Origin of the sequence: Streptosporangium sp. 'caverna' (assembly GCF_003203775.1) — a bacterium.
Lineage (GTDB): Bacteria > Actinomycetota > Actinomycetes > Streptosporangiales > Streptosporangiaceae > Streptosporangium > Streptosporangium subroseum.
The window spans coordinates 1,303,258-1,320,768 of the sequence record NZ_CP029711.1 but is presented as its reverse complement, the minus strand read 5'-3'; the positions used below and the strand labels follow the sequence as shown (position 1 = coordinate 1,320,768).

The following is a 17,511-nucleotide window of genomic DNA, read 5'->3' as shown; positions in this document are numbered from 1 at the left end:
GCCATGGGTCATGAGACCGCGAGCGGCGTGCGTGGTTTTCGGTGGCGCTGGGCCGTGTGCGCGGCTCGGTGGCCGCCCGCGGCAGCACGCCGGTCGCCGTACACGACACCCCAACTGCCGGGTCGCGTACGGCGGCGCGCTCAGAGCCGGTTCCCTGCCTCCGTCAGCACGGAGCGGAGGATCGACTCGATCTCGTCGAACTCCTTGGGACCGCAGATGAGCGGCGGGGCGAGCTGGATGACCGGGTCGCCGCGGTCGTCGGCGCGGCAGTACAGGCCGGCCTCGTAGAGGGCCGGGGTGAGGAAGCCGCGGATGAGGCGCTCGGACTCCTCGGCGTTGAAGGTCTCCTTGGTGGCCTTGTCCTTGACGAGCTCGATGCCCCAGAAGTAGCCGGAGCCGCGCACGTCGCCGACGATCGGCAGGTCGAGGAGACGCTCCAGGGTCGACCGGAAGACCGGCTCGTTACGGGTCACGTGCCCGAGCAGGTCCTCTCGCTCGAACAGGTCGAGGTTGGCCAGGGCCACGGCCGAGGACACCGGGTGGCCGCCGAAGGTGTAGCCGTGGGCGAACATCTGGGTGCCGGTCTTGAACGGCTCGAAGAGGCGCTCGGAGGCGATCATGGCGCCGATCGGCGAGTAGCCGCTGGTCATGCCCTTGGCGCAGGTGATCATGTCGGGGACGTAGTCGAACTTCTGCCCGCCGAACATGGTGCCGAGGCGGCCGAAGGCGCAGATGACCTCGTCGGAGACGAGCAGGACGTCGTACGCGTCGCAGATCTCACGCAGGCGCTTGAAGTATCCGGGCGGCGGCGGGAAGCACCCGCCGGCGTTCTGCACCGGCTCGACGAAGACGGCGGCCACGGTGTCCGGGCCCTCCATCTCGATGGCACGGGCGACGCGCTCGGCGGCCCAGTAGCCGTACTGCTCCGGCGTCATGCCGGGCACGCCGGTGATCTCGTCGGCGCGGTAGTGGTTGGTGTTGGGCACCCTGACCGAACCCGGGACCAGCGGCTCGAACATCTCCTTGAAGGCCGGGATGCCGGTGATCGACAGGGCGCCGTGCGGGGTGCCGTGGTAGGCGATCTGGCGGCTGATGACCTTGTGCTTGAGCGGCTTGCCGGTGACTTTGAAGAACTGCTTGGCGAGCTTCCACGCGGTCTCGACGGCCTCGCCGCCACCGGTGGTGAAGAAGACGCGGTTCAGGTCTCCGGGGGTCTCGGCGGCCAGGCGCTGGGCGAGCTCGACGGCCTTGGGGTGCGCGTACGACCACAGCGGGAAGAACGCCAGCTCCTGAGCCTGCTTGGCGGCGGCCTCGGCCAGTTCGCTGCGACCGTGCCCGGCCTGGACCACGAACAGTCCCGCGAGGCCGTCAAGGTAGCGCTTACCGTGCACGTCATAGATGTAGGAGCCTTCGCCCCGCACGATCATCGGCACTTCGGCGCCCGCGTAGGAGCTGTGCCGGGTGAAGTGCATCCACAGGTTGTCCTGCGCGGCCTGCATGAGCGAGGCCACGTCATTTTCAGGGTGCGTCATCACAATCTTCCCTCGTTGAGCTGGGCTCCCAACAGTCTGCATGCCAAAACAGCCCTTGCCAAGTGAAAACGTGGCAGCAGAGTGCAAGAACTCCGGAATCCGCAAATCCCTCGTGTAACAACAACGAAATCCGCGACCAATTTTCAGGAGTGTCCGGACCATATGCCCCCCGGTTTCGCGCGATGGAATCCCGGTGTGCTGGAATCAGGCGCAGCGCACCGCGCACAACACACCGCAGCCCTCCCACCGGTTGTGATCCGATCGGACACACCAGATATTGAGATACGGGGAAAGACGTGACTCCCGATGAGCTCGAAGGCGCCGTCGCCGCCGGTATGCCTCAGGCGATCCAAGACCTCAAGCGGCTTGCCTCCATCCCCTCGATAGCCTTTCCCGGCCATCCCGAGGAGGCGGTGTACGCCGCCGCGGCCATGACCGAGGAGCTGCTCCGCAGCACGGGTCTGCCCCACGTGCGGCAGATTCCGGTGGAGGGCAGCTTCCCCGCCGTCTACGCCGAGGCCCCCGCCCCGCCCGGCGCGCCGACGGTGCTGCTCTACGCGCACTATGACGTGCAGCCTCCGGGCGACCCCGCCCTGTGGCGCACCCCGGCCTTCGAGCCGACGGAGATCGACGGTTCGATCTACGGCCGCGGCGTGGCCGACGACAAGTCGGGCGTCATCTCCCACGTCGCCGCGCTCCGTGCCTTCCGGGGCCGCTTCCCGGTGGGCGTCAAGGTCATCATCGAGGGCCAGGAGGAGTACGCCGGCGAACGCCTCGAGGCCTTCGTCGCCCAGAACCCCGAGCTGGTCCGCGCCGACGCGATCGTGGTCGCCGACACCGGCAACCCGCGGGTGGGCGACCCGTCGGTCACCACCTCGCTGCGCGGCATGGGCGCCTTCACCGTCGAGGTGCGCACCCTGAAGGAGTCGCTGCACAGCGGCTCGTTCGGCGGCGCCGCCCCGGACGCGCTCGCGGCGCTGATCCGGATGCTGGCCGCCCTGCACGACGATCACGGTGACATCCGCGTCCCCGGCCTGCCGCGCGGCAACTTCCTGGGCTCCGGCCCCTCGGAGGAGGACTTCCGGGCCACGGCGGGCGTGCTGGACGGCGTCTCGCTGGTCGGCTCCGGTTCGCTGGCCGACCGGCTGTGGGCCTCCTACGCCATCACGGTCACCGGCCTGGACGTGCCGACGGTCTCCGGCGCCATCAACGCGGTCCAGGCGGTCGCACGCGCCCGGGTGACCGTGCGCGTTCCTCCGGCGGGTGACCCGAAGACGACCGTGAACGCCGTGGTCGACTTCCTCCACCAGGTCGCCCCCTGGGGCGCCCAGGTCAGCGTCAGCGACTACACGCTGGGCACCGGCTACCTCGCCGACACCGGTGGCGCGGCCCGTACGGCGCTCAACCGGGCGATGGAGCGCGCCTACGGCCGCCCGCCGCGCGACGTCGGCGCGGGCGGCTCGATCCCGCTGGTCTCCACGCTCGTCAAGCAGTTCCCCGCCGCCACGATCCTGCTCTTCGGCGCCGAGGACGACGACGCGGCGATCCACGCGCCCAACGAGCGGGTGAACCTCGAGGAGCTCCGCCGTACGGCTACCACGGAGGCGCTCTTCCTCCAGGAGTACGGCTCCACGGCGGTCTAGCGAGAAGGCCCGGCAGGGCCGTCTCGGACTCAGCGGAAGGGCCTCACCCGTCAGACGGGGTGAGGCCCTTCCGCTCTTCCACCGGCACGGATGTCACCCGGCCTGGACCACGGGCCGGAGGCGGGGCCGGAGCCAGAGTCGGAGGCGTGGCCGGGGTCGGGCCGGAGCCAGACCGGGGTCGGGGTCGGGGTCGAGCGCGGGCGTACCGGTCGATCCGGCGCCCGGCAATGGCGTTGATCGACGCGGCTCCGGGATGCGCATACTCAACATCCGATAACAGCCGCTTTGTCGTGATGTGTCGGCCAACCCGGCGGCGTACGCCTCTTTCCAGGTAAAACGTTTCTTCCTACGATCATTCAGTGGTCTATCCCCCCGCACGACCTCGCCGACGCATCCTGCCGTACCTGCTGGCCGTGGTGCTCGCCATCGCGCTGATCGCCGGACTGCGCTGGTTCTTCAGCGGCGATGCGGAGAACGGCGCGGAGAGCAAGCCGAGTGCCTGCTCGGGCGAGTCGACGAAGATCAGGGTGGCGTCCTCCCAGGACAAGATCGGGATCCTGCGCGAGGTCGCCAAGGAGTACAGCGGGCGGGCCGTGGCCGGGCGCTGCGCCGACGTGGTCATCGACGAGGCCAACTCGGGCACCGCGATGCGGGCACTGGCCAAGGGCTGGAACGAGCAGTCCGACGGCGCGCGGCCCGACGTCTGGTCCCCGGCCGCCTCGGCGTGGGTGACGCTCCTGCGCCAGCAGGCGTCCAATGCCGACGGCACCGTGCCGGTCGCCGACGGCAAACCGGTCCCGATCGTGACCGCGCCCCTGGTCTTCGCGATGCCCAAGCCGATGGCGGAGGCCCTGGGCTGGCCGGGCAAGGCCATCGGCTGGTCGGAGCTGGCCGAACTGGCGGCCGACCCGAAGGGCTGGGCGAAGTACGACCATCCCGAGTGGGGCCAGTTCAAGCTGGGCAAGACCAACCCCAACTTCTCCACCAGCGGCCTGAACGCCACCATCGGCGCCTACTTCGCCGCCACCGGCACCACCTCCGACCTGACGGCGCGTGACGTGGCCGACGCGAAGACGAGGAGTTTCGTCGGGGGCGTCGAGCAGTCGATCGTGCACTACGGCGACATCTCGATGACGTTCCTGGGGAACCTGCTCCGCGCGGACGACCGCGGCGAGTCGATGGCATACATCTCCGCGATCACCGTCGAGGAGAACTCGGTCACCGACTACAACCGGGGCAATCCCTCGGGCGACCCGGCCACCCTGGGCAGACACGCGCCGCCGCGCACCCCGCTGGTGGCGGTCAACCCCAAGGAGGGCACGCTCTTCTCCGACCATCCCTACGTCCCGCTGACCTGGATGGACGCGGCCAAGAAGGCCGTCGCCGACGACTTCCTGACCTACCTGCACAGCCCGCCGGTGCAGGCGAAGTTCCAGTCGTACGGCTACCGCTCCTTCGACGGCAAGCCGGGCCCCCAGGCCGTCGAGAAGAACGGCGTCGACCCCGGCGCGAAGATCACCACCCTCAGCCCGCCCACCCCGGCCGTCCTGGACAAGGTCCTGGCGAGCTGGTCGGAGCTGCGCAAGCGGGCCAACGTGCTGATCGTGGTGGACAAGTCCGGCTCGATGGAGGAGGAGGCCTCGGGCACCGGCGAGAGCCGTCTGGAGCTGGCCAAGAAGGCGGCGGTCAACGCGCTGCCGCAGTTCCGCGGGGACGACAAGGTCGGCCTGTGGGCCTTCTCCACCAGGCAGGACGGCGCGAAGGACTATCTGGAGCTGGTCCCGGTCGACTCCGTGTCGAAGACCGGCCCCAAGCTCCGCGCCCAGCTGGAAGGGCTGACCGCCGGGGGCGGCACCGGGCTCTACGACACCACGCTCGCGGCCGTCGAACGGATGCGCGGGGCCAAGGACGCCGGAGCGATCAACGCGGTGGTCTTCCTCACCGACGGCAAGAACGAGAAGACCGGCGGCAGCGACCTGGACAACCTGCTCGGCAAGCTCAACCCGGACGTTCGCCTGTTCACCATCGGGTACGGCGAGGGCGCGGACCAGGGAGTGCTCAGGCAGATCGCCGAGGCCACCGACGGAGCCGCCTACGACTCCTCGCGAGCTGACACTATTGACCAGGTTTTTACCAGTGTCATTTCTAACTTTTAATTGCGACGAACTCTGGCGACGGCTCATTCGTCGGATAAGTACCGACACAACCAGGAGGCCGGGTTGTACCAGATGCCGCACCGACGCAGGAACTACGCTCCATTCATCATCGCGATCATTCTCGCCGGAGCTCTGATCGTCGGCCTGCGGATATTCTTCAGCGCGGGCGCGGACACAGATACGGATCCCGCCAAACTTCAGGGGTCCGAGCAGGTCAAGGCGTGCGACGGCAACGGGATCACCCTGACCGTGGCCGCGTCGTCGGAGAAGGCCGAGCTGCTGCGGAGCATCGCCTCCGGCTACAACGGCAAGAAGGTCGGCGGGCGCTGCGCCGATGTGATCATTGAGACCAAGGCCAGCGGTGGCGCGATGCAGGCGCTGGCCCGGGGCTGGGACGAGCGCCAGGACGGCCCGCAGCCCGACGTCTGGTCCCCCGCGAGCAACGGCTGGATCACCCTGCTCCAGCAGCGCATCTCGGGAACCGACAAGGCCTCCGTCGTCGCCGCCGAAAACCCGTCGATCGCCAAGACGCCGCTGGTCATCGCGATGCCCATGCCGATGGCCAAGGCGCTGGGCTGGCCGGGCAAGAAGCTCGGCTGGTCCGACCTGCTGGAGCTCTCCACCGACTCCTGGGCCAAGCACGGCCATCCCGAGTGGGGAGATTTCCGGCTGGGCAAGACCAACCCCAACTTCTCCACCAGCGGCCTGAACGCCACCGTCGGCGCCTACTTCGCGGCGACCGGCCTGTCCGGCGACCTGTCGGAGAAGAACGTGGCCGACTCCAAGGCCAGGGACTTCGTGCGAGGCGTGGAGCGTTCGATCGTGCACTACGGCGACACGACGCTGACGTTCCTGTCCAACCTGCAGCGGGCGGACGACGCGGGGGCGGGCCTCAGCTACATCTCCGCGGTGGCCGTGGAGGAGAAGTCGGTCTGGGACTACAACCAGGGCAACCCGACCGGCGACCCCAAGACGCTGGGCAAGCACGAAAAGCCCAAGGTGCCGCTGGCGGCGATCTATCCCAAGGAGGGCACCCTCTACTCCGACAACCCCTACGCGGTGCTGACCGAGCCGTGGGTGGACGAGGCCAAGCGCCAGGTGGCGGCCGACTTCCTGGCCCATCTGCAGGCCCCGGAGCAGCAGGAGCAGTTCGCCGAGTTCGCCTTCCGGTCGTACGAGGGCAAGGCCGGCAAGCTGATCACCCAGGAGAACGGCCTGCTGCCCGGCGAGCCCAAGACGACGCTCAGCCCGCCCGCCCCGAACGTGCTCGACAAGGTGCTCTCCAGCTGGGCCGACCTGCGCAAGCCCGCGAACGTGCTCATGGTCATCGACGTCTCGGGCTCGATGGGCGCCCCCGTGCCCGACACGGGAAAGAACAAGCTGGAACTGGCCAAGCAGGCGGCGATCAACGCGCTGCCCCAGTTCGGCCCGCACGACAAGGTGGGGCTGTGGATGTTCTCGACGACGCGCGACGGCGACAAGGACTATCTGGAGCTGTCCCCGCTGTCCGCCATGAACGACGCCCAGCGCAAAAACCTGCGGACCAGGCTCGACGGCCTGACCCCCGACGGCGGGACCGGCCTCTACGACACCGCGCTCGCCGCCTACAAGCACGTGCGCGAACTGCAGCACGGTGACGCGATCAACGCGGTGGTCTTCCTCACCGACGGCAAGAACGAGGACATCAACAGCATCTCGCTGGAGAACCTGCTCCCCGACCTTCGCACCGAGGCCGGCCAGGATTCGGTCCGGCTGTTCACGATCGCCTACGGTGCGGACGCCGACCTCGGCGTGCTCACGCAGATCTCGGAGGCGACCAGCGCGGCAGCCTACGACTCCCGCAAACCTGGCAGTATCGACCAGGTGTTCACCGCGGTGATATCCAACTTCTGATGACTCGCTTCGTTGAGGAACTGAAAGACGCGTGGGGCCTGCTGCTCGGTGCGACCGCCGCCGGCGCCGCGTGGGCCGTCAGCGTGCACCCGGCCGCCGCCGGGTTCGTCGGGGTCGCCGTCTGGCTGGCGAAAGCGGGGATCGCCTCCGTCCAGGGGCGGGACGAGGACCGCGGCGCGCCGGTCATCACCCCGCGGAGCCAGGAGGCCTACTGGCTCGGGCGGGCCGGCTCGGCCGCGCACGGCCTGGACGAGCTGAGCTCCTCGATGAAACGCGGCCCGCTGGCCGAGCGGATCGCGCTCATGCGGCCCCAGGTGAACGACTCGATGGCCACGCTGGAACGGCTGGCCGAGCAGGCCTCGCTCACCGGCACGGCGCTCGCCAGGTTCGACCTCGACAAGCTCAAGCAGGAGCACGCGCGGCTGGTCCGGTCCAGGAAGAACGCCAAGGAAGGGCTGGTCCAGGACATCGACCGCGCCCTCGCCTCGCTGGCCTCCCAGCAGGCCGTGGTCGACCGGCTCTCCGGGACCCGCGAGCAGGTGCTCGCCCGCATGGAGGCCAGCACGATCAGCATCGAGGAGCTCCTCGCCCGCGTGGTGGAGCTGTCGGCGATGTCGGCGACCGGAGCGCTGGAGCCGACCAGGGCACTGGACGAGCTCGCCGACGCCCTTGAGGGAGTACGCCAGGGCCTGCACGAAACCGAACAGATCACGCGCGACGCGCTGGATCGATAAGGAGCCCCCCATGTTCAGAGTCATCCGCCGCGCCTGGCGCTACATGGTCTTCGCCCTGTCCGGCCGGCTGGACGAGCTGTCCGATCCCCGGATCCAGATCGAGCAGGCGATCCAGGAGGCGAAGGAACAGCACCAGCGGCTGACCCAGCAGGCCGCCGCGGTCATCGGCAACGAGCGCGAGCTGGAGATGAGGCTCGCCCGTTCGCTGGAGGAGACCGGGAAGCTCCAGGCCAACGCCCGCCAGGCGATCCTGCTGGCCGAGCAGTCGAGGACCGCGGGTGACGAGCGCAAGGCGCTGTCGTACGAGGACTCGGCCCGCGCCTTCGCCTCCCGGCTGGTGGCGGCCGAGACCGCCATGCAGGACGCCCAGCTGATGCACGAACGGGCCGCCCAGGCCTCCGGCCAGGCCCGCGCGGCGGTCGAGAACAACGCCATGGCCCTGCAGAAGAAGATCGCCGAGCGGATGCGCCTGCTCTCCCAGCTCGACCAGGCCAAGATGCAGGAGCAGCTCAACAAGGCCATGGGCGACCTGTCCGGCCTCGCCCCCGCCGGGGACACCCCGACCATGGACGCGGTCCGCGAGAAGATCGAGAAGCGTTACGCCCGCTCCCTCGGCGAGGCCGAGCTGACCTCCAACTCCGTGGAGGCCCGGATGATCGAGGTCGAACGCGCCTCCATCGACGTCGAGGGCGCCGCCCGCCTGGAGGCCATCAGGGACAGCCTCGGCCTGAACAAGAAGCCGGAAGTCGAAAGCTGAGCCGCCCCCGGGGAGCGCGAGTACGGCGGGCAGGTCCCAGCAGGCCGGCGACCCCACGGCAGGCGAACTTCGGCGGCTGACAGATTCCGCGAGAGGCGGACCTCGACGGCCGACGGGCCCCGCGACCGTCGAGCAGCCCCAGCGGGATGACCGGTTCTTCGGCGGGCGGGCTTCAGCGGCCGACGGATCCTGCGGCGGGCAGGCCTCGGCCGGCCGGTGGGCCGTACCCGTACGGCGGAGTGGATCTCAGCGAACGGGCAGGTCGTAGATGTGGCGGACGCTGGTGGGAGTGGCGCTGAGGTCCGCACCGTAGACGTGAAGGGAGATCGCGGTCTCCTCGCCGATGTTGCGAACCCGGTGGATGTCACCGGGCGGGGCGAAGCCGCTGACGTGACCCATCTGGTTGGCCGACCGGCCGATCTCGGTCAGGTGGTCGCCGTCGAAACGGTAGAGCGTCTCGTACTCGGCGCCCTGCAGGACCCCGAACGCGCACCAGGCGATGTGGTCGTGGATCGCCGTCTCCTGACCCGGCAGCCAGACCACTGCCATGATCGAGAAGGCGTCCTCGGTGTACAGGGTGTGGCCCACGTAACCGGCGGCGTCCCCGGCCCGTTCCGCCTCGGTGAGGATCTCGGGAGAGGGCAGGCGCTCACGCAACACGTCGGCCACGGCGAAAACCGTCGTCCTGGGGTCGGCGTACCGATGGGTGACCCCTCGAACCGCCGTGACCAGCTCTGATAGGCCGGGACGGGCGAGTGTCATGATTTCCATAGTTCAAGAATGCGCCGAGTGACCCATAAGGTCTAATGCCTATCTTTCTGGTTACCCATAGATAAAATTGATGGATGCTCGATGTCACCCGGCTCCGCGTACTCGCCGCCGTGGCCCGGACCGGATCGGTCACCGCGGCGGCGAGGGAACTGCACTACTCGCAGCCCTCGGTCAGCCATCACCTCACCAAGCTCGAGGTCGAGACCGGGGCCAAGCTGATCCAGAAGGCCGGCCGGGGCATCCGGCTGACCGAGGCGGGCCAGATGCTGGCCGAGCGGGCCACCGAGATCATCGGCCGCATCGACTCCGCGGCCTCCGAGCTGTCGGCGCACGTGGGCCTGCGTGCGGGCCGGGTCAGGCTGGCGGCCTTTCCCTCCGCCCTCGGCACGTTCGTGCCCAGGGCCGCCGCCCTGCTCGCCCGGGAACACCCCGGCCTGGAGCTGCGGCTGACCGAGACCGAACCGCCCGACGCCCTGCGCATGCTCCGCGCGGGCTACGTGGACGTGGCGGTCATCTTCCGCTACGACAACACCGACCCGGAGGACGACGGCATCCGCCTGACCCATCTGCTGGACGACCCCAGCTACCTGGTCACCGCGGGAAGGACCGGCGACCTGTTCTCCCACCGGAACTCCCGGTGGATCGGGGGGTGCGAACGGTGCCGGAGCCACCTGCTCGATCTCTGCGCCGACGTGGGCTTCGAACCGGAGATCGCCTTCACCACCGACGACAACATCGCCGTCCAGGCCCTGGTCGCCGCCGGGATGGGGGTGACGGCCCTGCCCGGCCTCGCCCTGCGGGCGCACCACCACCCGAAGGTCAATGCGGCCGAGATCCCCGGCTCGATCCGGCACGTCTACGCCGCCACCTACGGGGAGCCGCCGGATCCCCCGGCCACCGCCGCCCTGCTGACGACGCTGGCGACCTCGGCCCGCTCAGAACAACCGCCGCGGCAGAGCCCATAGCGACCGTTCCCCCGGCCCGGTCCCGCCGGGCAGTGGCCGCGGCGCCAACCCCTTAGCCTCGATCCACCGGGCGATGCCCGTGGCGCCAACCGCTCGGCCTCGGCCCGCCGGGGTGGCCATAGCCGACCATTCCCCCGGCCTCGATCCACTAGGCGGTGGCCGTGGCAACCAATCGCCCGGCCTCGATCCACCCATGACGGCCTTCGCGGGCAGAACCCGCGGTGGCTACTCTCTAACGGTGCCCATACCGATCATCATGGTCCGCGGCGTCGGAGTGGAACTCGGCGGCAATCCCGTTCTCACAGGCGTCGATCTGACGGCCGTACCCGGCGAGATCGTCGCGGTGATCGGTGTCAACGGCGCGGGGAAGTCGACGCTGCTGCGCTGCCTGGCCGGTTTGCAGCCACCGGGCTCGGGCGAGCTCGACGTCCTGGGCGGCCCGCCGAGAGACGACTCCGCCTTCTGGCGGGACGTCGTCCTGACGGGAGACGAGCCCGCGTGGTACCCGGGGCTGACGGTCCGCGAGCACCTGGAGCTGGTGCGCACCGTCCACGCCTCACCCCGTTTCGAGGTCGAGGCGGCACTGGGGCTGTTCGACCTCAAGGAGCGTGCGGACGCGTCACCGCTGACCCTCTCCACCGGCCAGCGGCAGCGACTCTCGCTGGCGGCGGCCCTGCTCCGGCCGAGTCGGCTGCTCCTGCTCGACGAGCCGGAACGCGGACTCGACGCGGCCTTCCGGAGACGTCTTGCGACGATCCTGACGGAGTACGCCGCCGCCGGTGGCACGGTGGTCATGGCGACCCACGACCTTCAGCTCGCCGAGGCCACCCTGGCCCGCCGGTTCGTGCTGACGGACGGACGTGTGCAAGGGGCAGAACAGGCAGAGCCCGTGGACCAGGCGGAGCCCGCGAACCAGGCGAAGCATGTAGAACAGGCGGAGCCCGCGAAACGGACGAGGCCCGTAAAGCAGGCAGAGCCTGCGAAGCAGGCGGGGCACGGAGCATGAGCACCGTCCCCGTCGTCCGCGCGTTCATCCGGTCGCGTGGCCGCACTCCGGCGAGCTGGCTGGATCGCTACACCACCCTCTTCGGGCTCGCGATGCTCGGCGCGGTGCTGGCCCGGCCCGTCTCCTCCGCGCTCGCGGCCATCGTCCATCAGGCGGACCCGTCACGGACGGGAGCGGGGATCGCCCTGATCACCCTGACCTACGCGGGCCTCCTCGCCACCGCCCGCGCGATCGGCCCCCTCGCGGTGCCGGCTCCCGACGCCGCCTGGCTGGTGCTGTCCCCACTGGACCGCCGCGGCGTGCTGGGGCGGACCGCGAGGCTGCTGCTGGTGATCTCCGTACTGGCAGGGGCCACGCTCGGGGTGGGCGTGCTCGCCGTCCTGGGCGCTCCCGACCAGCTGACGATACGACTGGTCACCGCCGTGGTCCTGGGTCTCTCCGCGGGTGTCGGCGGCATGGCGCTGACCGTGCTCTCGCAGTCGTCGCAGGCCTGGAGTTCGTGGCTGCACGTGACCCTCGTCGCGATCACGCTCCTGGCCGTGGTCACGGCGCTGTCCGCGGCGGGTCCCGCGCGGCGGTTCCTCACCGCCGTCGCGACCGCGCCCGCAGCGCTCGGCGCGGCCCTCGCGGCCGTGGCCGCCGCGACGGCGATCCTGCTCGTACGGCAGGCGTGGTCGTCGCTTGCGCGGATCCCGGCGCGGAGCGTGCTGGACGCCTCCACCCGCGCGGGTCACGTGGCCGGCGCCGCCGTCGGCATGGATCCCGGCGCCCTGACCTGGATCACCGAGGACAACCACTGGCGGGGCCGCACCCTGCGCTCACGGCCCTGGCCGTCGCTTCCCGCCCCGCTGGCCCTGGCCTGGCAGGACTGGCGTCGCCTGGGACGGCGTCCCGGACGGCTGGCCGTACTGTCCGGGACCGCCGCGCTGCCCGCCCTGGCCGCGCAGGCCGCCGGCGGCGTCACCGCGATCGTGACGGGCATCGTGCTCGCCGGTGCGCTGGCCGCCGCGGCGACGGCCACCTGGGGCGCGCGACGCGACGCGGACAACCCGGGCCTCGCACGCCTGCTCGGCGTCGACGCCCGTTCCGCCCTCGCCGCCCGGGCGCTGCTGCCCGCGCTGCTGAGCGGCGTCTGGCTCGCCCTCGCCCTGACCGGGCTGACCCTGGCCGGTGTGGTGGCGGGACCGTGGTGGCTGTTCGGGCCGCTGAGCGCGGCGGCCCTGGCCGCCGGCAGCCTGCGGATGGCGCGGCGCGATCCCGTCGACCACTCGATGCCATTCATCGAGACCTATTTCGGAACGATCCCCACCGGCCCGCTCCTGTGGGCGACGAACGGCGTGGACCTCGCGGCGCTGGGATGCCTCCCGCTGATGCTGGCGCTGGCCGCCCAGCCACCCGCACTGGGCGGCTTCCTGGTCGCCCAGGCACTGGCCGGGACCGTCGTCCTGTCGGGTTACCTGCTCCGCGCGGTGAAGAGCCTCGGATGAACCGCCATCGAAAACCTGACGCGGTCCGCGTCGCCTCCCTCGACTGACGAAGAATCCCTGAGAGTTCACCACCGGAACCCCGACGCGGTCCGTGCTGTCCGCTCCCCGCGGCCAGGGCCCCTGGGAGCCGCCAAAAAACCTGGGGCGGTCGGGGATTGGCCGAGCCTAGAATCCGACCATGCCGGATCTGACGACGATTGCCCTTTTTGCTGCCGCGACCCTCGCCCTGCTGCTCGTGCCGGGTCCCGCGGTGCTCTACATCGTGACCCGCAGCGTCTCCCAGGGCCGGGGCGCCGGGCTGATCTCGGTGCTGGGCATCCACCTCGGTTCGGTGGTCCACGTGGCCGCCGCCGCCCTGGGCATCAGCGCCCTGCTGGCAACCTCGGCGACCGCGTTCGCCGTGGTGAAGTATCTCGGCGCGGCCTACCTGGTCTGGCTGGGCGTCCGCAAGCTGATGGCCCGCCCGAGCGGGGACGAGGCCGTCGAGCCGCCGCTCGCGACCCGGTCCCGGATGTTCTGGCAGGGCTTCGTGGTCAACGTGCTCAACCCGAAGACCGCGATCTTCTTCCTGGCCTTCCTGCCCCAGTTCACCGACCACACCCGGGGCCCGATCGCCCCGCAGATCCTGCTGCTCGGCGTGATCTGGATCGCCCTCGGCATGGCAAGTGACGGCGCCTTCGCCCTGCTCGCCTCGGCCATGGCCGGTCGCCTCCGCCGCTCCGCCCGCGCCCGCCGTCGTCTGGATGTCACCAGCGGCGTGGTCTATCTCGGCCTGGGCGCCGTGGCCGCCTTCACCGGCGAGAGCGCGATGGCCAGAACCTGACAGCCGCCCGCATCAAGCCCCACCGGCTCTTCGCCCTCCCCTTCAGTCTTCCGGAAGTGGCCGAATGCTGAAGGGGATGCTGGACAGCTCTCTGTCGTCCACGGTGAAGATCCATTTATAGTGACAGCCCGGATTCAATGGCGGGGGCGGAACGTTCACCGTAAAGCTGCTCTGCAGTCCTATCTTGCGAAGATTTTCGTCGGCCGCCGCCTGCGCCGCGTTGTCCAGACCGATGTTCCCGCTGAACTGAATCGGCCTGTCGCCTTCCTGGGAGAGCGCCGTCACGGGCTTGCCGTCATCATCGACCAGGTCCAGGCTGAATTCGTGCGGCGAACTCGCCTCACCCCAGGACAGGCGGAGAAAGACCGCAATCGTCATCGGTGGAACGGCGGGTCCGGTTACCGACCAACCGGCGCCGAGCATATGTATTTTCCCCGTGGCCAGGTCGGGTTGAGCCGAGTCGCACAGGAGAAGAAACGCCTGCATCACGCGCTCCTGTGAATCAGGTTGACCGCCATGGCACTCGTTGCGCTGCTCTGCGTCGCCATGGATGACTCCCCTCTGGCGTCCTCCATGTGAACTATGAGCGAGGAGGGCGCCTGAGTGGCGGGTTGCTCGATCACCGTCACGCAGACCGTGTGGCGCACCTCGGCTCCGATGGCCAGGGCGTACCGGCGGATCGTGGAGAGATGGGGATCTCCGCCGACGCGCTCGAAGTCGGAGACAGACGGCTGGCTGCGCTCCATCCGGCTCGCCACCTCCGCCTGAGAGAGGCCGAGCTGCTTGCGTGTCCTCACGAGGGTCTCGATCAGCCGCATGTCACGCTCAACGGCCGCGCTCTCTCGGCGCACGGCGGGGTCGTCCAGATCGATGCCCAGCAGATCGGCGATGTGCTGATCCATCATGACCTCCTCATATCGGGTTCACCTTATATCCTGCCCCGCCACTCGGTCAGCCGATCCCGCGCGACTTCCATGGCTCGGTCTTGAGCTCCCGAGCTTCCCTTCAGCTGGAACTTGAGAGCGAGAAGCACATGCTCCCCCCGGGGGTTGACGGCGTAGTACAGGCGGTACTCGTTCGTCTCACGGGTGAGCCGAGCCTCGTGCAGCTCCTTGCTCAGATGCCTGGTGTCGCGTCGAAGCGTCTCGCCGTCCTCGATGCGCTGCATGAGGTTTCCCAGTTCCACCATCGGCGACTTGCCCTGCAAGGCCTCGTGGATCTCCTTGCTCACCACGGCAGATCCGGAAGCCGTGGTGTAGAGCTGCCACGTTGATCTCGGTCTGTCCTTCACCCTGCACCTTTGCCTGCGTGTGGCTGTCGATGGCGAAGGTGTTGAACTTACACGGCTTGAGGTTCGCCCACTCTCCACTCGGGGAACTCACTCCGGCGGGCGCGGATCGATGACCTCGGCCGATATCGATCCTGGTCAGGCGCCCGCCCCGATTGCCTTGAAAGCGCCTTCAATCCCCTGGCGTCACGCCGTCTTCCCGGTTACCGGAGACAGATCCGATGACTGGAGCGGTGGATATGAGGTGACGATTAAATGCGTTTTATCCACTACCTCAAAAAAGCCGCTTTCGACGGTGCCAGGTTGGCCGCGGCCAGATGGTGTCAGCGGAAGCGATAGCTCGTCGTGGAGACGAACTCCTCGCCGGGGCGGAGGACCGTGGAGGGGAAGTGCGCCTGGTTCGGCGAGTCGGGGAAATGCTGGGTCTCCAGACAGAGGCCGGCGTGCGCGCCGTACGCGGTGGCGATGCCGTCCAGCATGTTGCCGGAGTAGAACTGGACGCCCGGCTCGGTGGTGGAGACCTCCATGACCCGTCCGCTGACCGGTTCGAGGACCTCGATGCCGCCGTTCAGCACGTAGCAGTGGTCGTAGCCGCCGCCCAGCAGGGGATCGTCGATCCGGGCACCGACCTCGTACGGGGTCGCGAAGTCGAACGCGGTGCCCGCCACCGGGGCGAGCTCGCCGGTCGGGATCTTGGTGGAGTCGACGGGCAGGTAGCGGTCGGCGTCGATGCGGACCACGTGCTTGAGGATGTCGCCGTCCCCGGCGAGGTTGAAGTAGGAGTGGTTCGTCAGGTTCAGCACGGTCGGCGCGTCGGTGGTCGCGCGGTAGTCCAGCCGCAGCGCGTCCTCGGTCAGCGTGTAGGTGAGCGAGACGGTCAGCGTGCCCGGATAGCCCTCCTCGCCGTCGGCGCTGACGTACGCCAGCGTCACCGCCGAGTCGGAGACCCCGTCCACCCGCCACACACGGTTGGAGAAGCCGCCCGGCCCGCCGTGCAGGCTGTTGGGCCCGTTGTTGACCGGCAGCTCGTAGGAGACGTCGTCGAGGGTGAACCGCCCGCCCGCGATGCGGTTGCCGTACCGGCCGACGACCGCGCCGAAGTAGCGGCTGCGTGTCAGGTAGTCGCCGAGGGCGGTGTAGCCGAGCACCACGTCGACCCCGGAGACCTCCAGGGACTGCAGGATCGCACCGTAGCTGAGGATCGAGGCGCGCATCCGCCCGTTCGTCAGCACGTGCCGCTCGACCTGCTCCCCTGACGGGGTGGCTCCGAAGTTCATCGAGACTCCTCGCGCGGGTTGGATCGGCGGTCGTGGCAGGTGCCTGGCGGGGTGATTTCGACGTTCATCGCAACTCCTTGGGCGTGGGAACCCCGGGCCTCAGCCGCGGGGAGGCGGTCAACGTCGTGCCTCTCCGGTGGATTCGCGGACGATCAGGCTGGTCTCCAGGGTCGCCAGCGCGGTGGCGGCGCCGTCGTTGACGGACTGCAGCAGCAGGTCGACGGCCATCCGTCCCGCGGCGGCCGTGGGCATGGCCACGGTGGTCAGCTTGGGCCGGTTCAGCCGTCCGGAGACGATGTCGTCGACGCCGACCACGCTGATGTCCGCCGGCACCCGCACGCCGCGCTCGTAGAGCCCCTCGATGAGCCCGAGGGCGATCAGGTCGTTGTAGGCGAGCACGCCCGTCGCGCCGGAGGCGATCACCTCGTCGGCGACGGCGAGGCCGCCCTGCTCGGTGGGCGCGTTGGGACCGAGGATCACCAGGTCGACGCCGTTCATCGCGGTGGCGGCCGCGCGCATCTCCTCGCTGGTCCACGAGCCGCTCGGCCCCGAGAGCAGGGCGATCCGGCGGTGACCCAGATCGGTCAGGTGCTCGATCGCGAGCCGGGCGCCCTGACCCACGTCCATCAGGATGGTCGGCATCCCCTTCACCCGCCGGTTCACCACCACGAACGGCACGTCGGCGTGGAGCCGCTCTATCACCCGGTTGGACAGTCGCGGGCTGCAGAGCAGGACCCCGTCGACCTGCTTGGTGAGGGTCTGGATCAGCTCCTCCTCCACCTGCGGGTCCTCGTCGGTGTCGGCCACGAACACGTGATAGTCACGCGCCCTGGCGTGGGCCTGGGCCGCCTTGATCAACGGCGGGAAGAACGGGTTGGAGATGTCGGCGACGATCAGGCCGAGGTTGTGGGTCCTGCCGGTGGTGAGCGCGCGGGCGGCGCGGTTGGGCCGGTAACCGAGATCCTCGGCCACCGCGAGCACGCGGCTGCGCGTCTCGGTGTTCACCAGGTGAGGCGCGGAGAAGGTGCGGGACACGGTCGAGACATGAACTCCCGATGCCTGTGCCACGTCCCTGATCGTCGCTGCCACTGTGCTCCTTCGTTGCGCTCTGCAGCACATTAATGCAAGCGGTTGTATCGCTGTCAACGCCGAGTCGTCGACCGCCCGGATCATCGTACG

Annotated in this window: 16 protein-coding genes; 9 read left to right on the top strand and 7 right to left on the bottom strand. The window is 69.4% G+C overall.

What is annotated here, in order from left to right; all coding sequences use genetic code 11:
- Nucleotides 1–140: 140 nt before the first annotated feature.
- Nucleotides 141–1,532: an aspartate aminotransferase family protein gene (locus DKM19_RS06030; protein WP_110694849.1), complete on the bottom strand. Its 1,392-nt coding sequence runs from the start codon at nt 1,530–1,532 to the stop codon at nt 141–143.
- Between the two features lie 296 nt (nt 1,533–1,828).
- Between DKM19_RS06030 and DKM19_RS06025 the strand changes: the two genes are divergently transcribed.
- The 5 genes from DKM19_RS06025 to DKM19_RS06005 all read left to right on the top strand — a co-directional run bounded on the left by DKM19_RS06025 (nt 1,829) and on the right by DKM19_RS06005 (nt 8,715).
- Nucleotides 1,829–3,175 carry a M20/M25/M40 family metallo-hydrolase gene (locus DKM19_RS06025; RefSeq protein WP_110694848.1) on the top strand — a complete coding sequence of 449 codons (1,347 nt, stop codon included), beginning with the start codon at nt 1,829–1,831 and terminating at the stop codon, nt 3,173–3,175.
- Between the two features lie 359 nt (nt 3,176–3,534).
- Nucleotides 3,535–5,331: a substrate-binding and VWA domain-containing protein gene (locus tag DKM19_RS06020; protein ID WP_110694847.1), complete on the top strand. Its 1,797-nt coding sequence runs from the start codon at nt 3,535–3,537 to the stop codon at nt 5,329–5,331.
- Nucleotides 5,332–5,403: 72 nt separating this feature from the next.
- Nucleotides 5,404–7,224 (top strand): substrate-binding and VWA domain-containing protein, encoded by a 1,821-nt coding sequence (locus DKM19_RS06015; protein ID WP_162642474.1) that lies wholly within the window; start codon nt 5,404–5,406, stop codon nt 7,222–7,224.
- On the top strand, nt 7,224–7,958 hold the full coding sequence (locus DKM19_RS06010; RefSeq protein ID WP_110694845.1) for a hypothetical protein: 735 nt from the start codon (nt 7,224–7,226) through the stop codon (nt 7,956–7,958). The genes DKM19_RS06015 and DKM19_RS06010 overlap by 1 nt, the downstream gene beginning before the upstream one ends.
- A gap of 10 nt (nt 7,959–7,968) precedes the next feature.
- Complete coding sequence (locus DKM19_RS06005) at nt 7,969–8,715, top strand: PspA/IM30 family protein (RefSeq protein WP_110694844.1); 747 nt, start codon at nt 7,969–7,971, stop codon at nt 8,713–8,715.
- Nucleotides 8,716–8,961: 246 nt separating this feature from the next.
- On the opposite strand, the gene DKM19_RS06000 is transcribed toward DKM19_RS06005, so the two are convergent.
- Entirely contained in the window at nt 8,962–9,477 is a 516-nt protein-coding gene (locus DKM19_RS06000) for a cysteine dioxygenase family protein (RefSeq protein ID WP_110705505.1), read from the bottom strand.
- Nucleotides 9,478–9,560: 83 nt separating this feature from the next.
- Here DKM19_RS06000 and DKM19_RS05995 point away from each other — a divergent pair, with 83 nt between their 5' ends.
- The 4 genes from DKM19_RS05995 (at nt 9,561) to DKM19_RS05980 (ending at nt 13,767) form a co-directional block, all read left to right on the top strand.
- Nucleotides 9,561–10,451, top strand: a complete 891-nt coding sequence (locus DKM19_RS05995; protein WP_110694843.1) for a LysR family transcriptional regulator — start codon at nt 9,561–9,563, stop codon at nt 10,449–10,451.
- Between the two features lie 238 nt (nt 10,452–10,689).
- On the top strand, nt 10,690–11,457 hold the full coding sequence (locus DKM19_RS05990; RefSeq protein ID WP_110705504.1) for an ABC transporter ATP-binding protein: 768 nt from the start codon (nt 10,690–10,692) through the stop codon (nt 11,455–11,457).
- Nucleotides 11,454–12,944, top strand: a complete 1,491-nt coding sequence (locus DKM19_RS05985; protein ID WP_110694842.1) for a DUF6297 family protein — start codon at nt 11,454–11,456, stop codon at nt 12,942–12,944. The genes DKM19_RS05990 and DKM19_RS05985 overlap by 4 nt, the downstream gene beginning before the upstream one ends.
- A 178-nt stretch (nt 12,945–13,122) precedes the next feature.
- Entirely contained in the window at nt 13,123–13,767 is a 645-nt protein-coding gene (locus tag DKM19_RS05980) for a LysE family translocator (RefSeq protein ID WP_110694841.1), read from the top strand.
- A gap of 42 nt (nt 13,768–13,809) precedes the next feature.
- Here the strand turns inward: DKM19_RS05980 and DKM19_RS50510 are convergent, their stop codons facing one another.
- The 5 genes from DKM19_RS50510 to DKM19_RS05960 all read right to left on the bottom strand — a co-directional run bounded on the left by DKM19_RS50510 (nt 13,810) and on the right by DKM19_RS05960 (nt 17,421).
- Nucleotides 13,810–14,253, bottom strand: coding sequence for a hypothetical protein (locus tag DKM19_RS50510; RefSeq protein ID WP_204358671.1), 444 nt, complete (start codon nt 14,251–14,253; stop codon nt 13,810–13,812).
- Entirely contained in the window at nt 14,253–14,669 is a 417-nt protein-coding gene (locus tag DKM19_RS50505; protein ID WP_204358670.1) for a helix-turn-helix domain-containing protein, read from the bottom strand. Before DKM19_RS50505 ends, DKM19_RS50510 begins: the two co-directional genes overlap by 1 nt.
- 26 nt (nt 14,670–14,695) lie before the next feature.
- Complete coding sequence (locus tag DKM19_RS05970) at nt 14,696–15,058, bottom strand: hypothetical protein (protein WP_162641320.1); 363 nt, start codon at nt 15,056–15,058, stop codon at nt 14,696–14,698.
- Nucleotides 15,059–15,378: 320 nt separating this feature from the next.
- Nucleotides 15,379–16,332, bottom strand: coding sequence for an aldose epimerase family protein (locus DKM19_RS05965; RefSeq protein ID WP_110694839.1), 954 nt, complete (start codon nt 16,330–16,332; stop codon nt 15,379–15,381).
- A gap of 117 nt (nt 16,333–16,449) precedes the next feature.
- The gene (locus DKM19_RS05960) at nt 16,450–17,421 is read right to left on the bottom strand and encodes a LacI family DNA-binding transcriptional regulator (protein ID WP_110694838.1); all 972 of its coding nucleotides are present in this window, start codon (nt 17,419–17,421) and stop codon (nt 16,450–16,452) included.
- Between the last annotated feature and the right edge of the window lie 90 nt (nt 17,422–17,511).